This window comes from Chryseobacterium arthrosphaerae (genome assembly GCF_001684965.1).
Classification (GTDB): Bacteria; Bacteroidota; Bacteroidia; order Flavobacteriales; family Weeksellaceae; genus Chryseobacterium; species Chryseobacterium arthrosphaerae.
The window spans coordinates 508618-534044 of the sequence record NZ_MAYG01000012.1; the positions used below are offsets into that span (position 1 = coordinate 508618).

19 protein-coding genes are annotated in these 25427 nt (G+C 39.6%); 4 read left to right on the forward strand and 15 right to left on the reverse strand.

The genetic code is table 11. The features are described from left to right. Positions 1 to 196: 196 nt before the first annotated feature. From nadC to BBI00_RS17765, 15 genes are all read right to left on the reverse strand, one after another. Positions 197 to 1057: a carboxylating nicotinate-nucleotide diphosphorylase gene (gene nadC, locus BBI00_RS17695; RefSeq protein WP_065400423.1), complete on the reverse strand. Its 861-nt coding sequence runs from the start codon at positions 1055 to 1057 to the stop codon at positions 197 to 199. 10 nt (positions 1058 to 1067) lie between these two features. After that, positions 1068 to 1694 carry a hypothetical protein gene (locus BBI00_RS17700; protein WP_123844016.1) on the reverse strand — a complete coding sequence of 209 codons (627 nt, stop codon included), beginning with the start codon at positions 1692 to 1694 and terminating at the stop codon, positions 1068 to 1070. A 24-nt stretch (positions 1695 to 1718) separates the two neighbouring features. Further along, complete coding sequence (gene nadB, locus BBI00_RS17705; RefSeq protein WP_065400183.1) at positions 1719 to 3290, reverse strand: L-aspartate oxidase; 1572 nt, start codon at positions 3288 to 3290, stop codon at positions 1719 to 1721. 30 nt (positions 3291 to 3320) lie between these two features. After that, positions 3321 to 3947 (reverse strand): NAD(P)H-dependent oxidoreductase, encoded by a 627-nt coding sequence (locus BBI00_RS17710; RefSeq protein ID WP_065400184.1) that lies wholly within the window; start codon positions 3945 to 3947, stop codon positions 3321 to 3323. Positions 3948 to 4070: 123 nt separating this feature from the next. Further along, positions 4071 to 6329 (reverse strand): T9SS type B sorting domain-containing protein, encoded by a 2259-nt coding sequence (locus tag BBI00_RS17715; protein ID WP_065400185.1) that lies wholly within the window; start codon positions 6327 to 6329, stop codon positions 4071 to 4073. Positions 6330 to 6546: 217 nt separating this feature from the next. Further along, positions 6547 to 8808, reverse strand: a complete 2262-nt coding sequence (locus tag BBI00_RS17720) for a T9SS type B sorting domain-containing protein (RefSeq protein ID WP_065400186.1) — start codon at positions 8806 to 8808, stop codon at positions 6547 to 6549. Between the two features lie 166 nt (positions 8809 to 8974). Then, complete coding sequence (rnhA, locus tag BBI00_RS17725; protein WP_065400187.1) at positions 8975 to 9451, reverse strand: ribonuclease HI; 477 nt, start codon at positions 9449 to 9451, stop codon at positions 8975 to 8977. 54 nt (positions 9452 to 9505) lie between these two features. Next, positions 9506 to 11092: a replicative DNA helicase gene (dnaB, locus tag BBI00_RS17730; RefSeq protein WP_065400188.1), complete on the reverse strand. Its 1587-nt coding sequence runs from the start codon at positions 11090 to 11092 to the stop codon at positions 9506 to 9508. A gap of 269 nt (positions 11093 to 11361) precedes the next feature. After that, the gene (locus BBI00_RS17735; RefSeq protein WP_065400189.1) at positions 11362 to 13437 is read right to left on the reverse strand and encodes a T9SS type B sorting domain-containing protein; all 2076 of its coding nucleotides are present in this window, start codon (positions 13435 to 13437) and stop codon (positions 11362 to 11364) included. 121 nt (positions 13438 to 13558) lie between these two features. After that, positions 13559 to 14155 (reverse strand): hypothetical protein, encoded by a 597-nt coding sequence (locus BBI00_RS17740; protein WP_065400190.1) that lies wholly within the window; start codon positions 14153 to 14155, stop codon positions 13559 to 13561. Positions 14156 to 14457: 302 nt separating this feature from the next. Then, on the reverse strand, positions 14458 to 15693 hold the full coding sequence (locus BBI00_RS17745; protein ID WP_065400191.1) for an MFS transporter: 1236 nt from the start codon (positions 15691 to 15693) through the stop codon (positions 14458 to 14460). 92 nt (positions 15694 to 15785) lie between these two features. Then, positions 15786 to 16148 carry a hypothetical protein gene (locus BBI00_RS17750; protein ID WP_065400192.1) on the reverse strand — a complete coding sequence of 121 codons (363 nt, stop codon included), beginning with the start codon at positions 16146 to 16148 and terminating at the stop codon, positions 15786 to 15788. Positions 16149 to 16217: 69 nt separating this feature from the next. After that, positions 16218 to 17717: a GH3 auxin-responsive promoter family protein gene (locus BBI00_RS17755; RefSeq protein ID WP_065400193.1), complete on the reverse strand. Its 1500-nt coding sequence runs from the start codon at positions 17715 to 17717 to the stop codon at positions 16218 to 16220. 134 nt (positions 17718 to 17851) lie between these two features. Continuing rightward, positions 17852 to 18142 (reverse strand): hypothetical protein, encoded by a 291-nt coding sequence (locus BBI00_RS17760; protein ID WP_065400194.1) that lies wholly within the window; start codon positions 18140 to 18142, stop codon positions 17852 to 17854. Positions 18143 to 18324: 182 nt separating this feature from the next. Further along, positions 18325 to 18720 carry a hypothetical protein gene (locus tag BBI00_RS17765; protein WP_065400195.1) on the reverse strand — a complete coding sequence of 132 codons (396 nt, stop codon included), beginning with the start codon at positions 18718 to 18720 and terminating at the stop codon, positions 18325 to 18327. A 353-nt stretch (positions 18721 to 19073) separates the two neighbouring features. Here BBI00_RS17765 and mfd point away from each other — a divergent pair, with 353 nt between their 5' ends. The 4 genes from mfd to BBI00_RS17785 all read left to right on the forward strand — a co-directional run bounded on the left by mfd (position 19074) and on the right by BBI00_RS17785 (position 25198). After that, positions 19074 to 22442 (forward strand): transcription-repair coupling factor, encoded by a 3369-nt coding sequence (gene mfd, locus BBI00_RS17770; protein WP_065400196.1) that lies wholly within the window; start codon positions 19074 to 19076, stop codon positions 22440 to 22442. Positions 22443 to 22815: 373 nt separating this feature from the next. Beyond that, positions 22816 to 23634, forward strand: coding sequence for a hypothetical protein (locus BBI00_RS17775; protein WP_065400197.1), 819 nt, complete (start codon positions 22816 to 22818; stop codon positions 23632 to 23634). 5 nt (positions 23635 to 23639) lie between these two features. Next, entirely contained in the window at positions 23640 to 24455 is an 816-nt protein-coding gene (locus BBI00_RS17780) for a hypothetical protein (protein ID WP_228394793.1), read from the forward strand. 8 nt (positions 24456 to 24463) lie between these two features. Next, a complete protein-coding gene (locus BBI00_RS17785) occupies positions 24464 to 25198 on the forward strand; it encodes a hypothetical protein (protein WP_065400198.1) in 735 nt (244 codons plus the stop codon). Positions 25199 to 25427: the final 229 nt, after the last annotated feature.

Here is a 25427-nt window from a genome sequence, read left to right on the forward strand (position 1 = left end):
TAATTAGATTTAATTTTCTGCAAAATTCGCAAAATATATTTTAACTATTATTAACTCAATGTTAATTTTTAATCAGTCTTAATAATGTTAATCTTTTGATTGTCAGTAGAATGGGCAAAAATTGAATTTTTATATGAAAAAAGTCATGTTATTGAATTTTTAACAAAGTGGGGGTGTTTTTATTAAAAATATAACGCTATTTCACTGCTTTGAGACTCAAATCAATATTCTCAGCCGAGTGCGTGAGGGCTCCTACAGAGATAAAGGTAACGCCTGTGGAAGCAATTTCTTTCAGCATGTCACGGGTAATTCCTCCTGAAGCTTCAGACTCACATGAGCCGTTGATCATCTCTACAGCCTGCTTCATCGTTTTTACATCCATATTATCAAGCATGATTCTGTCTACTTTGGCTTTGATCGCTTCCTGAACTTCCTCAAGATTTCTTGTCTCAACTTCTATTTTTAACTTTTTCTTGGTCTTTTTAACATAGTCCTTTGCCATTTTTACAGCATTGGTAATGCTTCCGTTATAATCAATATGGTTATCTTTCAGCATGATCATATCGTAAAGGCCGTATCGGTGATTGGTACCGCCTCCTATGGCCACCGCCCATTTTTCACAAACCCTGAAGTTCGGTGTGGTCTTTCTGGTATCCAAAAGCTTGGTCTTTGTGCCTACCAGTCTGGAATCCCAGTCATGGGTAAGGGTAGCAATTCCACTCATTCTCTGCATACAGTTGAGAACAAATCTTTCTGTAGACAGGATAGATCTGGCACTTCCGGTTACAATAAGGGCAATATCTCCCACTTTACAAGGGGTTCCGTCTTTGATGAAAACTTCAACCTTAAGATCTTTGTCAAAAGTTTTGAAAATAATTTCAGCCAGCTCCACACCTGCCAGGATACAGTCCTGTTTCACCAGAAGCTTAGCGCTTTGCAGCAAGTCTGCTGGAATCGTGGAAAGGGTAGAGTGATCACCATCCTGAATGTCTTCTTCCAAAGCATTTTTGATGAACTGTTTTAGAACTTTATCTGTAACGTAAGCCGGTCTTTTCATATTTTTAATTTTAATAATAGTACGATGATCTTTTTCCGAATAATAAATCATGAATGATGAATAACAAAATTACTTCATTTTCCTGAGCTTTTATTTTTTCGAATTCTATTTTATTCTTTATGCGGTTATGATCAGGATCAGTGCCTTCAAATTCTATGATGTATTTTCCGTGATTTCTTCCATATTCGGTTACCCCATCAATAAAATATTTCCAGTTGAGATCTTTCCAGTTGTATTCCCGGTTATGAAAGAAGAGTTTATCTTTATCAAACTGTAAAACAGGATATTGCGAATTGTGAATATAATTAAGCGTTAAGGGAAGTTGATTGTCATTAATAATTTCATCCAGATCAAATTTATCTTTTCCGAAATAAAAGGGTTTTCCCAGTTCAATTATATTGCATAATAAATTAAGTGGCAGCGGATGTTTGGCTCTCGAAACAATTGTTTTCTTTACATAATCATATATCTCTTTTGCCATCAATAAGAAAAACATTCCTGCTATGGAAAAGATGAAATGATCTTTAAGAGAGAACATTGAAAAAAGAAAAACCCCTCCTGAAAGCAAAAACATGAATATCCGTAAACCTTGAATAAGCGTCACAATCGTCAGAATTCTCAAACCGAATATTTCCATTGCTTTCTGCTTTGAGTTTCTTTTTTATGCTAAATCTTTATTATAAAATGCCCCTTTGTTTTCCGTCATTTCCATAGACTGGGTAATGATGAGGTGGGCAACAGTCGTAAGGTTTCTTAATTCTGACAGCTGTGGAGAAAGAATCGAGTAGTGGTAGATCTCATCTACTGCAGCTGCAATTTCCTGGTGTTTCTGCAATGCCATATTCAGACGTCTGTTGCTCCTTACAATTCCTACAAGATCACTCATCATTTCCTGAAGCTGTTTTCTGAGGTAGCTGATGATCACCATTTCATCCATGATTTTCATGCCTTCTTCATTCCATTCAGGAACGGCTTTCAGATCATCAAAGTTGAAGCTGTTTTCATTCAGGAGTTCCACCGTTTTCATGGCAGCATTGTGGCCGAAAACCAGACCTTCCAGCAGTGAATTTGAAGCCAGTCTGTTCGCGCCGTGCAGTCCGGAATTTGTACATTCCCCTACTGCAAAAAGATTTCTGATCGAAGACTGTCCGTCCCTGTCCACTTCAATACCACCCATCAGGTAATGGCAGGCAGGTACCACCGGAATTAACTGAGTGAAAGGATCAATTCCTTCATCTCTGCATTTTTTATAAATATTCGGAAAGTGTTCCAGGAACTTTTCCTGATTCATATCACGGCAGTCCAGGCCTACATATTCGTCTCCAGTGATTTTCATTTCATTGTCAATCGCTCTGGCAACAATATCTCTGGAGGCCAGTTCTTCACGCTCATCATATTTCTGCATGAATTTTTCACCTCTTTTGGTTCTCAGTTTGGCACCGTCTCCCCGTACTGCCTCAGAAATCAGGAACAGCATTCCGTCAATCTTATTGTATAATGCAGTGGGATGGAACTGATAGTACTGCATATTGGATACCTTTCCTTTGGCACGGGCCACGAAAGCAATTCCGTCTCCTGTGGCAATGGTAGGATTGGTCGTGTTTTTATAAACATGTCCGGCACCGCCTGTGGCAACCAACGTGATCTTGGACGTGATCTTTTTGATGGTTCTGGATTTTTCATCCAGAATATAAGCCCCGTAGCAATGGATATCGCCTTCGTTGAGTTCTTTACCCGGAACGTGGTGCTGGGTAATGATATCAATTACATAATGATGGTCAAGGATCTCAATATTCGGGCTGCTGTTGGCTGTTTCCAGTAAGGCTCTTTCAATTTCAAAACCTGTAATATCTTTATGATGAACGATTCTGTTTTCAGTATGGCCTCCTTCTCTTCCCAAAGCGAATTTACCGTTTTTCATATCGAACTGGGCACCCCATTCTACGATTTCGTTAAATCTTGCAGGCGCTTCTTTCACTACCATTTCCACCACATCACGTTTGTTTTCACCATCTCCGGCACGCATAGTGTCTTCAATATGTTTTTCGAAATTGTCGTTCTGGAAGTCGGTGACTACAGCGAGTCCGCCCTGTGCATATTTGGTATTGCTTTCGTCTTCATCAGATTTTGTAACGATGATGATTTTGGCATCAGGGAGCTGTTCAGACACTTTAATGGCGTAGGAAAGTCCGGAAATGCCGGACCCGATTACTAGTACATCCGCTTTTATCATATGCTTACTTTAGGTACAATCGTTTAAATATTAAATAAATTTAAACAATTTTTCGTTTGGTTTTCTTACTTTTTTCATGTGTTGGAAAGGATCTTCCTCAGAACGGTAGCCTAAAGCGAGGGTAACGGTTACTTTTTCTGTATCGGGGTTGATGTTCAGAATTTCTTCTATTACATCCTGCCGGAAGCCTTCCATAGGGCATGAGTCTATATTTTCGATCGCAGCAGCATACATGAGATTGGCCAATACGATATAAGACTGTTTTTCTGCCCAGTTGAAAATTTCATCCTGTGTTTTCTGATTAATGTGCTGATTGATGCTGTTTCTGAAAGGATCAAGTTTTTCAATAGGAGTTTCCCGTACTTCAGAAATATGATTAAAATACCCACGGATATAGTTGTCTTCAATACTTTTTTTTGAAATGATAACAATAAGATGGGAGCAGGTAGATATCTGGGAAGGGTTATAAAAAGCCGGAATCAGTTTCTGCTTCATTTCCTCACTCTCTACAACGATCATTTTGTAGGGCTGAAGTCCCAGAGAACTGGCAGACAGTTTTCCTGACTCAAGAATGTTGTGAAGAGTTTCCTGAGGAATGATTTGATTATTAAATTTTTTCACAGAATATCTTCTGCTTAAAGCTTCCAAATAATTCATAGCACAAATTTAAGAATTGAATATGAATAAAGACTCTTTAAAATGAAATATCTCCCAGGGCTGAATATAAAAAAATCACCCCGGCTGGCGGAGTGATTCTTTTGATGAGGATGGAATGTGTAATTAATCTCTGTTTTTTACAACGATCCAGCCTGAGAATGTTATCGGAGTGCTGTTTTTATTGTTTTCTTTCCATGAAATAGAATACCAGTAGTTGCCTGTAGGAACTTTTTTGCTGGTACTGGTGGTTCCGTTCCATTTGTAGCTATTGCTCTTATCCGCCTGGAATATCTTGTAGCCATATCTGTCAAAGATTCCGATTTCGAGGTTCTGTTTACCCGCAAGGGCAGAATAATCAACAAAATCATTGATTCCGTCATCGTTCGGAGTAATAACGTTGATCAGGTTAGGGACAGTGATATCAACCTGGATAGGAGTACAGTTGTAGCTGTCTTTTACGAAGACCTTCGCTTCCCCTCTTGCTACATGGGTGAATACATTGGATTCCTGCCAGTTGATATTATCCAGTGAATATTGATAAGGAGGAGTTCCGCCGTTTACATATACTGTTACTGTGCTTCCGGAGATGTCAATATTGCTGATCACCGGATTTTCAGAAGCATATACAGTTACGGTCTGCAGGGCGGTACACTCTCCGGTTTTGAGTTTTACCCAATAAGTACCTACTCCCACATCCTTGATGCTTTGGGTCGTTGCTCCCGTACTCCATTCGTAGCTTTTGAAACCAGCGCCGGCATCCAGGGTGGTTTTGCTTTCCATACAGATGGTTTTGTCGATCAGTATTCTGGACAGCACCGGAGCAATTACCGTTAAAGTCACTTTTGCAACCGAGTAACATCCGTTCGTATTAAAGACTTTTACGTAAGCTACTCCGTTAGGTGCAATATACGCTGCGGGATTTGCAATTTTATTGGTTCCATTGATGGCATCGGTTAAAGAAGGATAATATTCTTTAGTCATTCCGTTTTGCGAAACTACAGCACCTGTAAGATTAAAAGAGGCTGTAGACGGATTGGTTTCGATGAAACAGGATTTTATTTCTGTATTATTTACAGCAACTGTCGGATGAATGTTCAGTGTAATTTTTGCAGTACTTACGCATCCCTGGGCAGTAGTAACCTTTACGTAAATGGTGGCTGCTGCAGATGCATAAGCGTAAGGATTGGTAATCTGATTGGTACCGTTATTCAGGTCGTAAAGGGTAGGATAGAACTCTTTCGTTACCCCTGTGAGTGTGGTGACGGCAGCGGAGTTGAGGTCAAATGTTGCTGTCCCTGCATTGTTATTGTTACATCCTGTGAGTGTAGCGTTGGTGGCTGCAAAAGGAGTAGGGTTAAGCTGTATGATTCCGTCGCCATTGTCACAAAGTGTTGCCGTAGGATCTTTGATGACCACTTTGATGGTCGTATTTCCTGAATATTGAAAACTTGCCGGATTGGCAATAGGAGTAGAGCTTCCCAATACATAATAGGTGAAAGTATAATTTCCAGGATTGTTGACAAATTGAGCATTGAAAGACGTAAGATCCACTAAGCCGTTTCCTGTCGCCGGATTTGTACATACAAACGGAGTGACGGTTGCATTCAAAATCGGAACCTTGTCTACAAATACTTTTGCATTTTTTATAGAGTGTCTCGCACTTGCGCCTCCGGTTGCGGCAGAAAAACCGAAATATCCCTGTGACATTCCTACAGCACCGCCTGAAGGGGCAAAAGACTGGTCAACGATAAGTATACCGTCTATTCTTACCTTAATGATCCAGTTGGAAGGATTGGTAAGGTCTGTTTCCCCGTTCACTTCTACATGCCGGTAGATATCTGATACAAATGGTTTGGTAGGATTCAGGTCAGGAGAATGAAAGGTACTTCCCGGTGTGTTGTTGAATTCAATATTGTTACCGGCAGTATTATTGGTTCCGTACAGAATGTGTACCTTGCTCATCTGCCCTTCAGTAGTGTTGTTGAAAATGTCAAAACCTACCATAAGACCTGAGGCATTGGCTGGAATTCCCAGTCCTCCTCCGGATACAAATCCTGTGGGTGGATTGGCCAGGTACCAGAAAGTGAAACCGTCACCTCTTCCGAATTGTGTCGTTCCGTTTCCGTCAATTCTGAAATCGAATTCCACTTTCCATTTGTCACAATAGCTTAGGGTGATAGGGGTGGCCAGTTTTATAGCTCCGTATCTGCTTGTCTGGTCGGTAGTTAGTCTGATGAAGTCTGTACTTACTACAGCATCGGAGACCAGGTCCCATCCTGTTGTATTAACCGGATTTCCGGCAAGTTGATAAGTTTGGGAAAGAAGTTTTCCCGGAAGGCAGAGTAAAACAGCCAGTAAAAAAATAAGTATATCTTTTTTCATAATGGTTGGATTGTGGTATTAATTAATTTTTACTTGATATTCAATTTATTTTCATTTAACTATTTGATTATTGCGGGGATATTGTTGTTTTTCAGATGAAAAATACAGTTGGATGCTACTGAAGCAAAATCAGTGTTTCATTTTTATTCAGCTCAAAGGTTTCATATTTTAACATCAAAACTACCCCGTATGAAGAGGTAGTTTTGATGTAAAGTGTTTATTCTCTGTTTTTTACCAATACCCAGCCGGAGTATTTGGTCTCAGTATTGTTTTTATTGTTTTCATTCCATGAGATGGTGTACCAGTATGTGCCTGTCAGTACTTTTTTACCTGATGCTGTTCCGTCCCAGGTGAAATTTCTCATTTTATTCGCTTCATAAAGCTTATTGCCATATCTGTCATATACTGTGAATATCAGATTTTTCTTATAAGCCAGTGCAGAATAATCAATAAAATCATTGATGTTGTCTCCATTAGGAGTAATGGCATTGATCAGATTAGGAACCGTAATCTGAACTTCAACAGGGGGGCAGTTATAGAAATCTTTTACAAAAACCCTTACTTCTCCTCTTGCCAGACCTGTAAATACATTGGAAGGCTGCCATTTTATCCCGTCTAAAGAATACTGATAAGGTGGCGTTCCTCCTGAAACATTTACGGTAATGGTATTGTTGTCAATGTCAATGCTTGAGATGACAGGATTAGGAGACGGATTTACTTTTACCATCTGGGTTGTAATACAGTTTCCTGTTTTAAGTTTCACCCAGTAAAGGCCTACTCCAATATTTTTAATGGATGAGGTTGTTTCGCCGGTACTCCATTCATAGCCATCGAAACCGGGACCTGCATCCAGGTCTGTTTTATCACCAATGCAGATTGTCTTGTCTTTCAGAATGGCAGATGGGGTTGGAGGGAGAACGGCCAGATTGATTTTGGCAATGTTAAAACATCCGTTGGCATCCGTTACTTTTGCGTATACGGCTGTGCTTGTAGAAATATACTGAAGGAAGTTGATGATCTCATTGGTTCCGCTCAGTGCATTGGCTATTGAAGTATAGTATTTTTTGGTGACGCCGCTGGTTAAAGAAGTTACATCTGCGGTTGTCAGGTTAAAGATAGCACTGGAAATATTATTCTCAATGAAACATGACTTGAGTGTAGCTTCTTTGACAGGAGTGTCAGGGTAAAAAGCCAGGGTGATTTTTGCCGTACCTGTACATCCCAGGGGAGTTGTCACTTTTACATAAACTACACCCGGAGCCGACAGATAATTATCAGGAGTCATAATCTCGTTGGTACCTGCATTCAGATCACTCAGTGTTTTGTAGTACTTTTTAGTAACTCCCTGAACGTTGGTTACATTAGCTGAGTTAAGATTAAAGATAGCGGTTCCTGCCTTGTTGTTATTACACATTGTAATAGTCTTGTCTTCAGCTTTGAAAGGCGCAAGGACCAATTGAATTTTTCCGTCCGGATTATCACATAATATTCCTGCATTATCTTTAATAATGACTGTGACGGTGGTATTGGCGCTGAACTGGAAATTTACCGGATTGGCGATAGGAGTGCCGCCCTGCATATAAGAAAAAGTATAATTGGCAGGATTGCTGACGAACTGGGAGTTGAAGGTCGTCAGATTCACACTTCCGAGTCCTGTTGTTGGGTTAGGACAGAAAGACTGCGTCACCGAATTCTGTAAAATAGGAACTTTATCCGTATAAATCTTAACGTTCTTTACAGCATGTCTGGCACTGGCTGCTCCGGTAGAGGCGGAGAATCCAAAATATCCCTGGGTCATGGTGGCAGCTCCTGCAGAAGGTGCGAAAGACTGTGAAGTAATGGTATTGCCATCGATCTTTACTGTGATGATCCAGTTGGCTGGTACTGCGGGATCTACTGTTCCTGTAACTTCTACATGTTTGTAAGTACTTCCTGTAAAAGGCTGGGTAGAATTGAGGTCCGGTGAGTGGAATGAACTGCCTGCGGTATTGTAGTACTCCAGACCATTGGTATCGGTAGTATTGGGAACTACCCCATATGCAACGTGAACTTTACTCATCAGCCCGCCGCCGCCCATATTATTATAGATATCAAAACCTACAATAAGGCCTGTTGCGTTTTGCGGAATTCCTAATCCTGCTCCCTGTTGGCTGGTAACGGGTGGGTTGGCAAGGTACCAGAAAGCAAATCCGTCTCCCTTTCCGGAAGAAGTACCGTTTCCGTCAATTCTGAAATCAAATTCAACCCGCCACTTGTCACAATATTTAAGATTGATGGGGTCGTTTAGTTTTATTGAACCGGATTTATTGGTCAGATCTTCGGTAAGCATGATGAAATCTGTATTCGCAGATGCATCAGGAACAATAGTCCATCCGGTAGTATTTATAGGGTTTCCGGTAAGCTGATACGTCTGGGAAAAAGATTTTCCCGATATACAGAGAAAGAAAACCGATAAGTAAAATAATAGATTTTTATTCATTTAACTGGGACTTAGATTAAATAAGTAAAGATATTAAATCCCAATCAATAAATGTGTATTTAATGTTAATTTTGTTAAAACTTTCAATTATTTTTCAAAAAACAATCTTTCTTGTGATGAAATTACGAATGTTATACGTTAAATTCTATGTTTGTGTTAAATTGATTCAGAAGAGCGTGTTGTTGTCAATGCCTTCAAAGTAAGTATCGATCTCAAGATCCTGAGAAGCCGCAGCAGCTACAGCCAGCTTGTCACAAAGTTCATTTTCAAAATGTCCTGCATGCCCTTTTATCCAATGCATTTTAGGGGTATGCTTATTGTATAACTCAACGAATTTTTTCCAGAGATCAGGGTTTTTTACATTTTTCCATCCTCTTTTGATCCATCCTGAGATCCAGTTTTGGTTGATGGCATCAGATACATATTTGCTGTCTGTATATATATGAATCTCATTTTCTGCAGACTTCAGCTTTTCCAGCGCCGTGATGACGGCCAGGAGTTCCATTCTGTTGTTGGTCGTTTTCCGGAATCCTTTAGAAAAAGTTTTCTGATAGTTTTTTTCCGGAACGCGCATGAGAATTCCATATCCTCCTTTTCCGGGATTTCCGCTGCAAGCTCCGTCTGTATAAATATTGATCCTCAAAACTTTTTTCGTAAAATAGTATTATTTAAGTTTAAATTAAAAATAGATTACAACTTAAAAAGGAAAATCATCATCATCATCGAAATCATTCATTGATGAACCTGAAAGTTTTGAACTGTCCGGAAGATCAAATGCCGCTCCTGGCTGAATGGTTGTTTTGATCTTGTCAAAACCGCTTGGCTCTCCGAAATTAGAAGGATATCCTCCGCCTGCGCCACCATCCAAAGCCGCCTCAATATCTCCGAATTTGGCAAAATGTTTTAAGAAAGACAATCTGACATCCGCCGTGGCACCATTCCTGTGCTTGGCAATGATCAATTCAGCCTGGTTTTCTGTAGAGGTTTCCTGTCCTTCTTCGTCATTATCCCAAACGGTGATTTTATAATATTCAGGTCTGAAGATGAAAGATACGATATCGGCATCCTGCTCAATCGCTCCGGATTCCCTAAGGTCAGAAAGCTGAGGTCTCTTTCCGGGACGGGTTTCCACACTTCTTGAAAGCTGGGAAAGGGCAATTACCGGTACATTCAGTTCTTTTGCGATAGCTTTTAATGAACGTGAAATCATGGAGATCTCCTGTTCACGGTTTCCAACTCCTTTTCCGCCTCCACCTGCGGTCATTAGCTGAAGGTAGTCGACCATGATCAGCCTTACCCCGTGCTGCATTACCAGTCTCCGGCATTTTGCACGGAAGTCGAATATCGAAAGGGAAGGGGTTTCGTCAATATATAAAGGAGCGTTTTCCAGTTCGGATACATTAGAGAACAGTCTCTGCCATTCTTCATCGTCCAGGGTTCCTTTTCTGAGTTTTTCAGATGAAATTCTGGTCTCGGAAGCAATCATCCTGGTGATAAGCTGTACAGAAGCCATCTCGAGAGAGAAAAGGGCCATAGGGATCTTGTGTCCAACGGCAATATTTCTTGCCATGGAAAGAAGAAATGCCGTTTTCCCCATCGCCGGACGGGCGGCAATAATGATGAGGTCGGAATTCTGCCAGCCCCCTGTTTCTTTATCCACGTCCCTGAATCCTGAAGGTACTCCGGAAAGTCCCTGCTTATCTTTTAAAGACTTAATCGTATCAATAGCCTGTTTTACCAATGAATTGGCGGTATCGAATCCCTTTTTAATTGTTCCGTTGGTGATTTCGAAGAATGACTGTTCTGCTTTGTCCAAAAGCTCAAAAACATCTGTAGACTCTTTATAGGAAGAGTCAATGACATTGGCAGAAACATTGATAAGGCTTCTTAAAATATATTTTTCAAGAATAACACGTACGTGATATTCAATATGGGCAGATGAGCTTACTCCCATGGTCAGGTCAATGATGTAGTGGTCACCACCGGCCTGGCTGAGTTTATCTTCTTTTTTCAGCTCCTGGATAATCGTCATCAGGTCTACGGGGTGGTTTCCCTCATAGAGTTTTAAGATGGTGGAAAAGATGATCTGATGTCTGGGATCATAAAATACTTCAGGGGTAAGAAGGTCGATGGAATGGTCAAGCCCTTTTTTGTCAATCAAAAAAGTTCCGATTACAAGCCTTTCGAAGTCCACTGCATTGGGAGGCATTTTTCCATCCGCAATAGACAGTTCTTTTGCAAAGTTTCCGTGTGTCAGGGATGATAATGTTTCTTTCTGCGCCATGTTGCAAAGATAGTTTATTTAAAAAATATTTAAAAAATAGTATTCAACAAATTATTCGCAGTGTTTCGGAAAATGCTGTTAACAGGAGATTCATGATGTTGATAAAAAAATCACCTTCGAACACGATGATTTTTAACAGGATCCAATGGAAAGTTAATCTTGGTTTTTGTTTTTACAACAGGCCTCAGAACGGCATAACTGTTAATTATTATGGATTAAAAATGAAAAAAGCCGCTGAAAGCGGCTTTTTTACATATGATAAAGAAAAATTATTCTCTGTTTTTTACAACAATCCAACCTGAGAATTTGAATGGTGTATTCTTTGCGTTGTTCTCGTTCCAGGTTACGGTATACCAGTAGGTACCTGTTGGTATGTTTTTGCCGGATAATTTACCGTCCCATTTATAACCGTTCGTTTTATCACCTTGGTGGATTTTTGTTCCGTATCGGTCAAAAATAGTCAATACAAGATTTTGTTTATCTGCAATCGCTGAATAATCTACTGTATCATTTACACCATCCCCGTTTGGAGTAATAATGTTGATAAGGTTAGGAACCAGTACGTTTATTTCGATAGGCTCACAGTCGTAAGCATCTTTTACATATACTTTGTAGCTGCCTCTTGCAATGTTTTTGAATACATTAGATGTCTGCCATTGGATTTTATCCATAGAGTACTGGTAATCCGGTGTTCCTCCTATAACATTTACAGTCACTGTAGTGTTAGAGATATCGATGCTTGTTACAACCGGCTGTTCGGAAGGATATACCTTTACAGTCTGAGTGGTAACACATTCTCCGGTTTTTAGTTTTACCCAATAAGTACCCACTCCAACATTACTGATCGATTGTGTTGTAGCACCTGTGCTCCATTCGTAGCTCTTGAATCCTGGTCCTGCATCCAGGGTCGTAGTGTCTTCTATACAGATGATTTTGTCAACAAGAACGCTTGACGTTACAGGAGGAATAACTGTTAAATTTATTTTTACAATAACATAACATCCTCTGTTGTCACTCACTCTTACGTATACTACACCGTTTGGAGCGATATAAGTCTTAGGGTTTAAGATTTCATTCGTTGCATCTATAGCATCCGTTAATGAAGGGAAGTATCTCTTAGTAGTTGTTGCTGTAGGGGTTGTAACGGAAGCGTTATCAAGATTGAATAAACCTGTAGATGGATTTGATTCTATGAAACAAGCTCTGATATCAGCATCTTTTGCAATGATCTGCGGATAGAACTTCAGGGTAATTTCTGCGATGTCTGTACAGCCAAACTGAGAAGTTACTTTTACATAGATTTTTCCTTCGGCAGAAACAAACTGATAAATATTAGTGATCTCATTGATTCCGTTGTTCAGGTCGTATAGCGTGTGATAGTATTTCTTAGTTGCAGTCGGGTCGTCAAAAACATTGGCTGTTGTAAGGTCAAAAGTTGCAGTTCCGGCATTGTTGTTATTACACATGGTCAGCGTTGCATTGTTCGCCTTGATCTTTCCGTCTCTGAATTTAAATTTACCGGTCTGTCTACACTTATTGATAGGGTTATTAGGATTGGTAGGGTCGGTGTAGCTGATGCTGTAAAAATAGATACCTGTTGTTGTTACCGTCTGAGGACCTGTAATAGGGTTGCTGGCAGTTAAAGCATCATTTTGACTGGTATGATAAGTAACAGTAAAATTAGGATTACCGTTAAGAATACCTGTTGATAAGGATGCGAAATCAAAAGTAGCCGGATTGGTACAGATGGTTACCTCTCTTGGATCTGCAGGGTTCGCTGCCGGTTGTCCCGGTGGATTAAACGGGTACGGCTGTACGGCAGGGTCAGAGAAAGGAGAAGATAAAGTAGCAGTTCCGCCCCAGTGCATTTTAAATCCGTTTGCTGACAAACTGTGGTTGTTAACTATCAGATAATAGGTTTCACCAGGAAGTACATCCATGTATTTTGCCCATCTGTCACCTCCTACAGGGTCGCATAGGTCTGTAGCAGTCATGTTAAGTCCTGTGATTCCTCTTGCTGAAGCATAAGAACCACGAAGGGGTGTACCTCTGTTGGCACAGGTTTTATTAGGACCGAATACGGCAAAGTCATAGTCGTCTTCGGTTATAGCATTAGGGATAATTTCAAAGGTAAGTGTACCGGCGGTCGCAATAGTGAAGGTATACCATACTGAATATCTTTCGTTGGTAAGACATCCCCCAATGGTTTCCAGGGTATCACCGTTACCGTCCGGAGTATATGAAATATCTGTATTACCACAAACTGCCATAGCTGATGAACAGTCTGATTGAGCATAGAAAATATGCGAAAATATAATTAGAAAAAGGAGTAATGTTTTTTTCATAAGAGAAGATTTGAAAAAAATGTTTAAACTGTAGCAATTAAAAGATTACTGTATGGATGCCACTTTCGTGAGAGCGGTGTTAACCTTTTTTCTGATAGAATTTCTTACAGTTCTTTTAATTTTATGGGTTAATTAACTGCTTGCCCCAGTCTGGAGAAGTAGATGAAGTTGTATTAAATTCATTTACTGCTTTGGAGTAAAATTCCAGGGCTTCGGTTTTATTATTAGAAAGCTGAGCCACTTCGTACTTCAGACAGGTAAGTCTTGGGCTGTTCTTTAGCTGGGCGTTTGCTTTTGTCATATAGTCAGTCGCTGTTTTCAGGTCCTTCTGATAGTTTGCAGAAGTTGCTGTTCTGATTTTCTGTGCATAAATAAGACCCAGAAGAGTATTGATCTCTCCGTTGTTTTTTTCTGAAGCAAGTGCCTGGGTAGCAAATTTTCTTGCAGTTTCATTTGACTCCGCTGCAGACTTTTCAGGGTTGTATTTTAATAAATGATGGGCCTTGAGATACATGGCTACTGCAGCATAATAATCTGCTTTCCACTTTTCTGAAGTTTTAGCTTCCGAAAATATATTGAAAAGAGTATCATAATCACCGTCTGTTTTGGCGCCGTTGATTTGCTGAACAGACTGCTGTAAAGCTTGATCTGAAAAAGTCTGGGCACTTGCCCAAAAACCGGTCATGAAGAAGCCTAAAACAAATAAAAGTTTATTCATAGAGGGGATATTTTGTAGCAAATATATGAAATTATTAACGTTAAATTAAAGATTTTGAGATATATTTAATGAAAACGGCAACTTGTTTTTTGATATGGTATTTTTTTATTTAATTGAAATTGTACGGTATTATAAATGTATAGCCTTTTTAAGTGAGTATTTAGAATGGAATTGGTGAAATATTTTTTGAAAAAACAGATATTAAAGAAAAATCCGGATAGAAAACGTTCTGTCCGGATTTTGATTATTTCGAATTGTCTTTAAATCTGATTTGGATGTAAAGGTCTTTGATTAACAATGTGTTAATATTGCATTTTTCTCAGTTTAGGATTGGTAGCTCCTACTGTTAAAGCAACCAGAACCGTCATGCATCCGCCAAAAACTACAGAGCGTACCACCCCAAGAGCCTTTGCCATAAGTCCGCTTTCAAATTGCCCCATTTCGTTGCTGGACATGATGAAAATTGAATTGACACTCAGCACACGTCCTCTGATATGATCAGGCGTTTTCAGCTGTACAATTGTACCCCTGATCACCACAGAAATTCCATCCAGCATCCCGCTCATTACAAGGAACATAAATGACAGCCAATACAGTTTGGATAAGCCGAATCCGATGATACACAAACCAAAACCGGTTACAACGGCAAGAAGTATTTTACCCTGGTTCTTACGGAGCGGAACAATTGAAAGAATGGTAATGATGCACATGGATCCTATGTCAGATGCAGCATTCAGCAGACCGAATCCTTCAGCGCCCGAATTTAAAATATCCGTAGCAAATACCGGGATCATGGCAACAGCCCCTCCGAAAAGGACCGCAAACATATCAAGGCATAATGCCCCCAGGATTTCTTTGGTTTTAAAAATATAAGAAATCCCCTCACGCATGCTCTCCATGACATCCACTGTTTCTTTTTTATATTCCGAGTACTGCCTGTTCAGCTGCCAGAAAAATAGCGAGGCTAGGAAGATTAAGGATAAAATCACCACCAGTGTCCATTTTACCCCGACGTACCCGATAAGAATACCGCCTATAGCATGGCCGCATACCGAAGAGATCAGAAAAGTCGCCTGGTTGAGCGTAACAGCATTCGGAAGGTTTTCTTTCTTTACAATTTTAGGAATCATGGAAGGAACAATAGGACCAATGAAGGCTCTTGCAATTCCTGTAAAAAATATGACACCATAAATATAATAGGTGATCTGGTGACCTGTAAAGTGCATCCTTACATTAAGGAACGCAGGAATCAATAGCAGGCCGATAAGGAAAATATAAGCATAATTGCAGATGAGCAGCAATCTTTTTTTCTCGTTCATGTCAATCACATGGCCGGCATACAAAGCACAGCTCACGGCAGGAATTACTTCCGAAAGACCGATAAGGCCTATTGAAAAAGGATCTTTTGTCAGCTGATATACCCACCATCCTAATAACGTGGCCAGCATTCTGAAAGCTAAAACAATAAAAAATCTCCCGGTAAGAAGATTTCTGAACTCAACATTTTGTAATGTTTGTAACGGGGTAAAGGAAATCATGAACAAAAATAGCCCTAAAAATTTATTTAAGGCTATTCATATGTTGATTTTTGACAGATATAGTAAATATATCCTAAAAGATAAAATCTATTTTAGTCAGCTCTTGAAGAACTGATCACCAATGCCGCAACACCAGCTGCTCCAATGATGGTAGCGCCCGTAGCAATTCTTGCCTTTCTGCTGTCTTTCACTGCGGCTACATTCGATTTAGGGATGATGACCTCTGTGCTGTCTTTTTTACCTGCCGTACCTACAAGATTATCTCCAACGATGTTTCTGAATAATATTTTCTGCTTCGGAGATCCGTCTCTCATCGTAACCTTATAGATCTTCCCGGCTTCCAGATTAGAATAGTTGTTTTTTGAAATATCCTCGCTGTATTTTGTAGTAGCACAAGATGTAATGACAAATAAAGACGTTAATAAAGATGATTTCAACAGTACAGATGCTTTCATTATTTTCGTTTAGTTTTTCAAATTTATAATTTTTTTCGAATATACGTTTTTGGAATTGAAAAAATGTGTTTAAAGTTTGTAAATTTCTAAGAGATCTGCCACATTTCTGTCATTAGCCAATCTGGGAGTCTTATTCTGACCGCCTAATTTCCCTTGAGATTTGGCATATTCATGAAATGCATTTCTGGAAAGTTTTGTGATTTTCAGCTTCTGCAAAATATTTCCGGAGATAAGATCGTCATAATACGTATTTCTTGCTCTGAGTTGCTGGTCCAGCTCATCTCTGAATAATTCAAAGTCTTCCGGTTCCTTTTCAAATTCTATCAGCCACTCATGGTAAGGTAGGCCTTCGGAAGGGTTTACCTGTGGAGCCAGATGAAATTCTGTAATCTGGGCAGGATATTTTTCAAGAGCGGCTTTTATAGCCTCTTCCACCTCAAAAGCAATGACGTGTTCTCCAAATGCAGATGTGAAATGCTTGGTTCTGCCGCTTACCAGGATCCTGTACGGATCTTTACTGATGAACCTGACAACATCCCCGATCGAATAAGCCCATAATCCGGAATTGGTAGTAAGAACCAGGGCATAATCTTTATGAAGTTCAATTTCCTTTAACGTCAACCTTCTGGCGCCCGGCTTCCCATATTCCTCCAAAGGAATGAACTCATAAAAAATTCCATGGTTGGTCAGCAGCAAAAGACCTTCCTGCGTATAATCATCCTGGAAAGCGAAAAAGCCTTCAGAAGCAGGAAAAGTCTGTATAATATCTACTTTACCGCCAAGAAGATCCTCCATTTTATCCCGGTAGGGTTCGTAGTTGACTCCTCCTGTAACAATGAGCTGAAGATTAGGAAAGAGTTGTTTGATCTTTTTGCCATGCTTTTCCGTAAGTTTTTCAAAATACATGATCAGCCATGGGGGAATTCCTGAGATCAGGGTCATGTTCTCCCTTTCAGTTTCTTCAATGATTTTGTCTACTTTGGCTTCCCAGTCTTCCATAATATTGGTTTCCCAGCTTGGCAGACGGTTTTTCTGAAGATAATTGGGAATATGATGGGCAACAATTCCCGATAATCTTCCTGTTTTGATCCCGAAAACCTCTTCCAGCTCAGGACTTCCCTGCAGAAATATCATTTTCCCGTTGACGAAATCTGCATTGTCTTTTTTACTGATATAATGAAACAGTGCACTTTGGGCTCCGGCAATCTGAAAAGGCATTCCTTCCTTTGAAATAGGAATATATTTGGAACCGGAGGTAGTTCCTGAAGTTTTGGCAAAATATTCAGGCGTTTCTGTCCATAGAATATTAGCCTGTCCTTTTTTTACCCTTTCGATGTAAGGTTTCAGGTCTTCATAATCTGCGACGGGAACATTCTCCTGAAATTCCTTTACAGACCGGATGTTCTCAAAACCATGCTCACGCCCGAAAAGAGTCTTCTGAGCCGTGCTGACAAGAGAAAGTAAAAGTTCCTCCTGGTTTTTCTCCGCATTTTTTTTGAATTCCTCTGCCTTACGGACATGTTTTTTTGCCCAGATAAGCGCTGCATTTTTCTTGAAGAAGTTTAACATGGTTCAAATTTATAAATAAGTAGAGAATCTGAAACCATTTTTACAGAGTCAGGCATAAAAAAACCGATGAAACGAGTTTCACCGGCTTTTCGAAATTTGATTATGAAAATAACAACTATATGTTGATGTTATGCTTATTTATTGGCTTTGTACCTTTTATCAGGGGTGCCGTCTTTTTTCAGATGTTTGTTTTCTTTGTATCTTTTATCCGGCGTTCCGTCTTTTTTCATTTTAGCAGCCGGCTGTGCAGGCTTCGCTTTGGTATCCATTGGTTTTGCAGCTTTTACTTCTGCAGGTGTAGCTGCTTTTGCGGTAGTAGCTTTTACGGGTGGATGTGCAGGTGCACTTTTAGCGGGAGCAGTCTGCTGTGCAGTCGCAAGTCCTAATCCTAAGATTAATGACATTGCAGATAATAATTTTTTCATAGGGATTACTGTTTGTTTTTGTTGAATAAAGATATACAAAAAGCAGGCTAGAAAATTGATGTTTTTAAACTTAACGAAAGTTTATTACAGCTTAAAAAAAAATTAAAGACCTTTATTGGTCATAAAAAAGCCTGTTTCAGAAATTGAAAACAGGCTGCTTATTATATGAATTAGAATATTTTTTAACGGGTACAGTTGGCGGTCCATGTTTTACCGTCTCGTATGAACAGTATTTTCAGTTCATTATTATCAATTCTGATATAAGAGGTTGCACTGGAACCGATCATCACAAGGGTATGATCTCCTTTCTGTTCAAACTCAATTCCGTTAAGATCCGGGATTCCGTTTGAAAAACTGAAGTTGTACTTGGTACCACTGGCAATTTTCGTTACAAATACACTTCCGTTATCAGTACTGATATTGGTAGATCCGCCGTCATTATAAGAGATACTTCCCTTATAAGTTCCTGCAAAGAAGTCATTGTTGACAGGATCATCATCTCTGCTGCACGACGAAAAAGATAATGCTGTAAAAACCAACAGCATCATAACTCCTAAAATTTTAATTGCTTTTTTCATAATACTATTCTTAAATGTTTGTAAAACTGACAACCCAAACACTATGCCATGAGGAAATAATAGAATTTATTTAACGAGTTCTTAAATAAATTTGTAAAAAATTAAGATTTTCAAGTGTAAAGATAAAGGCAGATTACAGAGTGTTTATATTCAGTATAAGCTTTGCAGACGGAGCCTGAAACAGAATATTTCTTTATTATCATTTGCTTTCAAATTCTGGGTAAGTTATTCATTTTAAATCTTCAGCTCTCCGGATTTTCATCTGTAGAAAAAAATATCCGTACCTTTGTATAGCATAAAAACGGTTTCGGAAAACTCCCGAAATCGCTTTTGTCGTTTATACCATACTATTTATGCAGTTAAAATCCATCAGCGAAAAGTTTCTTCCGGATCTCATGCAGAAAGAATTCGGAAAAGAAATTTTCACCCGGTTAGAAGACAGTCAGCATATTGCTGTGAAAGGAAGTGCCGGATCCTCGGTGTCCGTTTTTGTAGCTGAGCTTTTTTTGGTTCAGAAGAAAAATATTCTTTATCTGGTAGATGATAAGGAAGACGCTTTGTATGCCAATACAGAAATGGAAGACCTGCTGGGAAAAGATAAGGTGCTGTATTTTCCTGCAACCCATCTTGAACCCTATCAGGTAGAAAAAACACAGAATGCCAATCTTGTTTTAAGGACTGAAGTCCTGAATAAAATCAATTCCGGAAGGTCTCCGAAGGTTATCGTAGCCTATGCCGGAGCTTTATCGGAAAAAGTGTTAAAGAAAGAAGACTTTAAAGCCATTTCTCATCATATAAAAGTGGGAGATCAGCTGGATTTTGATTTTGTGGATGAGTTGCTCAACCATTACCATTTTCAGCAGGCTGATTTCGTTTCTGAGCCTGGTGAGTTTTCTGTGAGAGGAGGGATTGTGGATGTATTTTCCTATTCCTATGAAAAACCCTACAGGATTACTTTCTTCGGCAACGAAGTGGAAAGCATCAAAACCTTTGATATAGAAACACAGCTTTCGGTAGAAAAGGTAAAAGAGTTTCAGCTGGTATCCAACATGAATTTTTCAGTGACAGGAAGCAGGGTTTCTCTGTTACAGCTGTTGCCGAAGGAGAGTTATGTGATTTCCAGAAACGGAATGGTAGGAATGCAGAAGATCAGAACCTTCTATGAAAAATCTCTGGAGAAGTATGATGCTTTAAGTAAAGATATTGCCCACAGGACCCCGCAGGAGCTTTTTATCTCTGATCAGGAATTTTTATTCGATTATAAGAAGTTCAAAACCGTTGATTTCGGTGGAACTGTGATCGAAGGTTTAAAAGAGGTCACCGAAATTAAAATGGAACAGCTTCCCCAGCCTTCATTCCATAAAAATTTTGAACTGCTGATTGAAGATATTGAGGAAAAACAGAAAGACGGATATGATACCTGGATTTCTTTTTCAACAGAGAAGCAGAAAGAAAGGCTGGAATCTATCTTTGAAGAGCTTGAGCATGAGCTTCCGTTTAAAAGTTTTAAATCTGAGCTTCATGAAGGATTTGTTGATAACAGCCATAAGCTCCTGGTCTATACGGATCACCAGATTTTTGACCGCTATCAGAGATATAAAGCAAAAAATACATTTGCCAAATCAGAACAGCTTACCCTGAAAGATCTCATGTCCCTGAAAATAGGGGATTATATTGCCCATATTGATCATGGGATCGGAAAGTTTATGGGATTGGTAAAAGTGAATAATGACGGTAAGATCCAGGAATGCTTTAAACTGACTTATAAAAACGGTGACTTATTATATGTCAGCATCCATTCTCTTCATAAAATCTCAAAATACAATGGTCCGGATGGAAGGGAAATTGTGCTCAGTAAGCTGGGATCTCCAACCTGGAAATCATTGAAACAGAAGACAAAAGCGAAGGTGAAACAAATTGCTTTTGACCTTATCAAACTGTATGCTCAGAGAAAAACGGCAAAAGGTTTTGCGTATACACCGGATTCTTATTTGCAGAATGAGCTGGAGGCAAGCTTTATTTATGAAGATACTCCGGATCAGGAAAAAGCCACATTTGATGTGAAAAAAGATATGGAAGCTGATACGGTAATGGACAGGCTGGTTTGTGGTGATGTTGGTTTCGGTAAGACGGAAGTTGCGATTCGTGCGGCATTTAAAGCGGCTACAGATGGAAAACAGGTGGCTGTATTGGTGCCTACAACCATTCTGGCCTTCCAGCATTACAGGAGTTTTAAAGAAAGGCTGAAAGATTTCCCGGTGAATGTAGCCTATGTCAACCGTTTCAGAACAGCGAAACAGAAGGCGGAAACCCTGGAAGCCCTTAAAAACGGAAAAGTAGATATCATTATCGGAACCCATCAGCTGGTGAGCAGTTCCGTAAAATTTAAAGATCTTGGATTACTGATTATTGACGAAGAGCATAAGTTCGGGGTTTCGGTAAAGGATAAGCTGAAGACCCTTAAAAATAATGTGGATACCCTTACGCTGACTGCTACTCCGATCCCGAGGACACTACAGTTTTCATTAATGGCGGCAAGGGATTTATCGGTAATCAAAACACCGCCGCCTAACAGACAGCCGGTAGATACCCAGCTCATCGGTTTCAATGAAGAGACCTTACGTGATGCGGTTTCTTATGAACTTCAACGTGACGGGCAGGTTTATTTCATCAACAACAGGATTGAAAACCTTAAAGATATTGCCGGACTTATCCAGCGACTGGTGCCGGATGCAAGGGTCATTACCGGGCATGGGCAGATGGAAGGTAAGCAGCTGGAAAAGAATGTGCTGGATTTTATGGAAGGGAAATATGATGTTCTGGTTTCTACTACGATCGTGGAAAGTGGAGTGGATGTTCCGAATGCAAATACCATTTTCATCAATGATGCACAGCGGTTCGGAATGGCGGATCTTCACCAGATGAGAGGAAGGGTAGGGCGAAGCAACAGAAAAGCTTTCTGTTATCTGATCACACCTCCTTATGATATGATGACTTCTGATGCCAGAAAGCGTCTTGAAGCGATTGAACAGTTCTCTGATCTTGGAAGTGGTTTCCAGATTGCGATGAAAGACCTGGAGATCCGTGGCGCAGGAGACTTGTTAGGTGCTGAGCAGAGCGGGTTTATCAATGAAATGGGATTTGAAACCTATCAGAAGCTGATGCAGGAAGCCCTTGAGGAATTGAAGGATGATGCTGATTTTGAGAATTTATTTGAAAATGAGGAAGACAGGCAAAAACTCTTCAAATCAGTGAAGGATGTCAATATTGATACGGATCTTGAATTGATGCTGCCTGATTTTTATATTTCCAACACTGAAGAAAGATTACTGCTGTATCAGAAAATTGCTGAAATCAGTAATGAGGCAGAACTGCATCAGTTTGAACTTGAACTGATTGACCGTTTTGGTGCATTGCCGAAAGAAGCTGTAAACCTATTGAAAAGTGTTGCCTTAAAATGGCTGGCGGCTGATATCGGCTTTGAAAAGATTGTCATGAAAAACGGGGTGTTCTTGGGATATTTTCCGGGTAACCCTCAGGATAAATTTTATCAGACCGACCGCTTCAGGCATATTATCAATTATTTAACCAGAAATCCTGCAGAAGCTCAGCTGAAAGAAAAATCAGGCAAAGAAGGTAATCAGCTCATGATGAGAAAAGAGAAGGTGAAAAATGTAGATGAGGTCAATATGCTGCTCAAAGCTATCATTGAGCATAATTAAAATATTATTCGCTGAAATCATTAAATCTTCTATGAATTTTATAAAAAGCATACAAAAAAGTAAATTTTTGTATGCTTTTTTTGTGATTCTTATCATGTTTTTCTTACGCTAATATTCCTGTTAGAGAGAATTAGTTCCCTATTTATCAGGGTAAAGTCACTTTTTAATGAGTAAAATTATTTTGTGATCTCCGATGGGATAAGGCTTTAGGTTGACAAAGTATATTTTTTGATTCGTAAAATTAGAGTTATGTAGAAATAATTCTACTTTTTTGTGTGATTAATTCTATGCTCTAATGTGTTTATTTCTATAGGTTTAACGATATATAACTGGAATTTTTAAGGCTTCAATTTGTACCTTTGTCGTCCTTATTATGAAAAAAACTATATATTCGTGCGTGGCTGGATTTTTATCTCTCTATGCTGGCGCACAGGTGGGAATCGGTACATCAAAGCCTAAAGCAGTTCTTGATGTGAATGGTAAAACCACCTTAAGAAAAGAGCTTAGAGTAGGCGGAACTTCAACCGAGCCGGGTAGTGCAGGTTTGAATGGCCAGGTTTTGATTTCCCAGGGTGAGGGTTTACCTCCTGTTTGGAAATCATTGACTATTCCTTTTATGGAAGAGGGACAATATAAATTGATCAATTCATATTTGTCTTCAGATCAGACGGGTATCAGCGAACTTTCCGATACTGTTGATGGTGATGGTGTCAACAAAAACAGTGTGGGTGATAACATGACAGATGTTACCAAAGGAAAATGGAAAAAAATTGACGGTCTTACCACTAATTTTAGCATCAAAAACGGGAAAAACAGGCTGACGTATCAGTTCCAGACAGGAATTGAAATAAAAGCTCCGGTAGCCACCACTTCAGAGACCATAAGATTTGCATGTGGCGTTTTCAGAAATAATGCCCTGGTAGCGGTGCGTCCGGACAGGATTGCTTCCAACAACAACAGTGGGAAGGCGGGGCTTCAGGATTATATTTTTACCCTTAATTATACAGAACAGAACGTTCCTGTAGGAACTCACAAAGTTGAAATTGCATGTCGCAAGATCGATACATCAAACATCAATGCACAATTTGCAATAGGACGTGATGTACAGTCTTCCAACGGTGCTTCCAGTGCATTTACTCTGGAATCTACGATGAAAATAGATGTAATAGAATATGTGACCTATAAAAACTAATGATGATGAAAGAAATTATATCAACACTACTTCTCGCAACAGGGGTATTATTGTCGGCTCAGGTCGGAATAAATACCAACTCTCCGAAGTCAACACTTGATGTGAACGGAGATGTTAATTTCAGAAATAAAATTGCAGTTTTTGATGCTAACAATAATGTTTCTCAGGGAAATAATGATCAGCTGCTTGTTTCTCAGGGCCCCGGATATCCGCCTGTCTGGAAATCACTGCGTATTCCGGAATATGAGGCCAATAAATTTTACCTGATTTATAACAATTCCTTTTCAGATAGCGAAGGTCTTATCTTTACTACTGCTGACGAATCTACGGTAGGGCAGACCTCCAGAGGTACCACTTTTACCAAAGGGAAAAGCTTCAGCAGCCTGCCAAATTTCAAAAAAATAACGAATCTTACCCAGGAAATCGAAGTATTCAGTACCCAAAGTAAAGCTTATTTCCAGTTTGAGACTGTTGTGCATACTGACTTCTCTAAAAACGGATCTCCGGATACATCAATAGACTATGCCTGCGGTATTTTTGTAGATGATAAACTGATCAATCTCAGACAAAGGAATATAAAGGCAAGTAGTGCTGCCTATACTTTCTTTACCCATACCCAGATCGGAATTGTGGAAAACCTTTCCAAAGGAAAACATACCGTAAGTGTGGCCTGTACAAGATTAGCCTCTTATGGTGAACTCAACAGAAAACTGACCATCGGTACCTATGCATTTTCTAACCTCAATGATTTTATTACACAGTCATCTCTTAAGGTGGATGTATTTGAAGTTCCGGAGGTATTTAAACCAATTATCAATTAATAAGGATTATGAAGAAAATATTATCTATAACATCTTTTCTCCTGGCTTTTTTTGGAAATGCTCAGGTGGGTATCAATACTCCTAATCCGACCAATACGTTGGATGTGAATGGAGACCTCACTATCAGAAAAGAACTGAGAACCGGCGGTACAGATCTCCTGAAAGGATCTGCAGGAACAGCCGGTGATATTCTGCACAATAATGCAACATTAGCCGCCAATGACTGGAAGAGTATTAAAATCGCAGACGGGCAGGGAAGTATGTCTGTGTTTTCAATGAATACGGTAGAAGATAAGACGGGATTAAGCTTTACAGGAGATGGTTCTACTTCTTCATACAGCCAAGGAGCTCCTTTGGCCAATGGCTGGACAGTTATTCCGACTGCGGTAGACAAATTCTCGGTAACAAGCGCTACGAATAAAGTGACTTTTTCATTTCAGACCACAGTTCAGAAGCTGGGAACAGGCTCTACGGGGTACGCCTGCGGTGTATTTGTAGATGATACCCTCAGAGCAGTAAGAACGGATGTAATATTGGGAGAAACCGGAGCCTATAAGATCTTCAATCTGAATGCAACATTGACGGATCTTCAACAGAAAAACAACTATACTGTAAAGGTAGCCTGTATCAAAAGAACCCTGAACGGAGGAACTCTGGGCATAGGAAGGGCGGTACATACAGACTTCCTGAACGCCGATATGTCGCAGTCAGTGCTTACAACATCTGTATTGCAACCCTATTAATTTTTTAATATCATACAATAATTGGAAATCTGAAAACGTTATGTTTTTAGATTTCTTTGTTTATAAGTCTATTCTTTGTGAATTTGTTGGAATAAATTGGCTGATGTTGTTGAAAATTGAATTATATTTGGACGGATTAAACAAATTGCCTATGCTGGAATAACTATTTTTTTAAATGCCTGCCTGTATTTTTTAGAAAACCGGCGGTATCATCACTACAAAACCGGAT